Origin of the sequence: Mesorhizobium sp. M7A.F.Ca.CA.004.12.1.1 (genome assembly GCF_003997835.1) — a bacterium.
Taxonomy (GTDB): domain Bacteria; phylum Pseudomonadota; class Alphaproteobacteria; order Rhizobiales; family Rhizobiaceae; genus Mesorhizobium.
On record NZ_RZRK01000697.1, the window covers coordinates 1 to 3,209 of the forward strand.

Annotated in this window: 1 protein-coding gene and 1 pseudogene; both read left to right on the forward strand. The window is 60.8% G+C overall.

The genetic code is table 11. The annotated features are described in order from the left end of the window. Positions 1-2,692, forward strand: a pseudogene (locus tag EN984_RS37895) (S-layer family protein); the annotation flags it as partial. 194 nt (positions 2,693-2,886) lie between these two features. Further along, positions 2,887-3,209: tail fiber protein (locus EN984_RS27860; RefSeq protein WP_164765693.1), on the forward strand; the 323-nt coding region annotated here is incomplete at its 3' end.

The window sequence follows — 3,209 nt, forward strand, 5'->3', positions numbered from 1 at the left end:
CAGCGTGACCGGCGTGGGCAACTCCATCGCCACGGGCACCGGTGTGGCGATGAACCTGAGCGGCGTCACCGTCGCGGCCACCGGCATGAATTTTTCCTCGACCAGCAACGGCGCCGGCGGCAACAGCGCCGTCGTCCTAACCAACGTGATCGGGTTGGGGACGATCAATCTCGGCGCCGGCACGCTGGTCGGCGGCAGCGCGGCAACCATCGCTGTCAGCGGCGGCACCGCCAACCTCAACTATACCGGCAATGTCAGCCAGTCGAACAATGCCACCCTGGTCAGCGTCACGGGCGGGCACAGCGGCTCGCTCAACTTCGCTACCGGTACGCTGTCGGCGACGAACGGTACCGGCCTGCAGTTCGACAATGCGGACGGCATCTACAGTTTCGTCGGCACGACGACGCTGAATGGCGGCAATGCCAGCGTCGACATCCTCAACGGCTCGGGCGGCACGTTCAATTTCGGCACCGGCACCTCGATCATCAGCCCCAGCGGCACGGCGTTCAACGTCAATGGCGGCACCGCCACCCTCACCTATGCCGGCACGATCACGCAAGCCACCGCCGGCCAGCGCATGATCGTCGTCGCCGACACCGCCGGCGGTTCGGTGAATTTCACCACTGCCGTGGCGAACGGGCTCAACGACACCGGCGGCACCGGCATTGTGATCGACGGCGCGGCGGGCAGCGTCACCGTCAGCAATGCCAGCCTGACGGGCACGGCCGGCATCACCATTCTCGGCGATTCGACCAACAATGCGACCGGCACCTACACTTTCAACAATGTCGCCATCCAGACCGACGCGGGGGCTGCGAACAATGCCTTCGTCGTCGATGGCGACCAGGGCACGCCAGGCAATGACGACGTCAGCGCGGTCGTCAACCTGAACAATGTCGACATCACCAACCCTGGCGGCAATGTCGCCAACATCCGCGGCATGGCCGGCGGCTCGGTCAATTTCGACAGCGCCAGCACGATCACTCGCAACGACGGCGGGCTGGGCATTGCCGTGCTCAGCAACGCCGGCGGCACGATCAACTTCGGCGGCGCGGTCAAGACGCTCTCGACCGGCGTCAACGCCGCCGTCATCATGACCAGCAACCCCGGCGCCGCCATCAACTTCACCAATGGCGGGCTGGTTATCAACACAACGAGCGGCGACGGCTTCAACGCGACCGGCGGCGGCACGGTGACGGTGCAGGGCACCGGCAACACGATCACCTCCGGCACAGGCACGGCGCTCAACGTCGTCAACACGAATATCGGCGCCAGCGGGCTGAATTTCCAGAGCATTTCGGCGAATGGCGGCATCAACGGCATCGTGCTCAACAATACGGGCTCGGGTGGATTGACCGTTACAGGTGTCGGCACCACCGCCGGCTCGGGCGGCACAATTCAGAACACAACCGGGCGCGGCGCCAGTTTCATCAGCGCGAGCAACATCACGCTGAAGAACATGAATTTCACCAATGCCGGCACCGACGATCTCGATGCCGACAATTCGGGGCTTTCGACTGGTGACAACCTCACGACCAACGCGGCCATCCACCTTCAAAACGTCTCTACGGCGACGCTGGACCGGATCGCCATTTCGGGCGGCGCCGAGCAAGGCATCAACGGCAATACCGTTTCGAACTTCACGCTCAGCAACAGCAGCATATCGAATGCGGGCAATGGAGCGGACGAAGATGGCATCCATTTCTACAACATGTCCGGCACCAGCGCGGTCACCAACACCACGATCACAGGCAGCGGCGACGACAACTTCCAGCTGCAGACCCAGTCCGGCACGCTCGCGCTGACGATTTCAGGCGGCAGCTCGACTGGCGCCGTGCTTGGCAGCGGGTATCTGTTCGGCATCCGTGGAACGTCGAACGCCACGATCAACTTCTCGGGTGCCAATTCGAGCAACAACTTCAGCGGTGGCATCGTCGCCGATGCATTCGACAACTCCACAATGAACCTGAACGTCATCAACAGCACTTCGAGCAGCAACAACGATCAGCTGTCCGTCAGCGCCGGGGACAACAGCGATGTGAGCCTCGTCGCCACCGGCAACACGCTGAGCAGCACGGCGGCGGGCGACTTCGTCGTGGTGAGCCTGCTCGGGTCGGCGTTCGACAACGGCTTTACTTTTGACGCTCGAATTGAAAGCAATACCATCACGGTCGCAAACGGGCTGACAGCGGATGGCATATCCGTATTCAATGCCGGCGGCGGCGCCATGCGGGTCGGAATCAAAAACAACTCCATCGACTATGCCGGTACGCAACGTGCTATCCTTGTCCAGGCCGGACAGGACGGCGCCGGCAGCATCCTGGCCCAGATAACCGGCAACGCGATTGACATCAAACTGGATGGGACCGGAGATGCGGCTGCTGGCATTCTCGTCCAGTCAGCCGTCACGGACCCGGAGGGAAATGGTGCATCCGTCGATCTGAGCATAGGCGGCGCCGGCGCGCTCGCGAACATCTTTACGCATTCGCTTGGCGGCACCATGGCGGCTGGTGACATCCGGGTACGTCAGCGCAACAACGGGACGATCAACCTTAGCGGCTATGCTGGGGGCGCCATGGATACTGCTGCCGTGATCGCTTATCTGAACGGCCGCAATACAGTTGTTTCTGCATCTACCGCGACGGCGCAAACGAGCGGATTTACCGGGCTTGCCACGCCGCCGTTCCCATGATGGCTACGTTGATGAGGTAGAAAGGCCACCATTTGGTGCGACGATCTACAACCTTGGGTACACACTGCCTTCCTGCGCCTCTTGTTATTTAAATACTGTCTATTATTTTATAATAGTACTTGGTTTGTTAGAAACCCAAGTAGACTTCTATGTCGTTCCGTGTATTCTTCTGATATCTAATGAGGGCGCGAGACATGGCCGAGCCATTTCTATCGGAAATCAGGATTATGTCCTTTGTCTTCCCGCCCAAGGGTTGGGCGCTCTGTAACGGGCAGCTTTTGCCGATCAACCAGAACCAGGCGCTATTTTCACTGCTCGGAACCACTTTCGGCGGTGACGGCCAAGTCAATTTCGCGCTGCCCGATTATAGGGGACGTATCCCGATCCACGTTGGGAGCGGTCACACACTAGGCGAGCGCGGTGGCGAGCAAAGCCATACGCTGTCGATTTCCGAAATACCGACACACGTTCACTTTGCGCAGGCAAGCACAAACACCGGTAGCAGCCAGGATGGTGC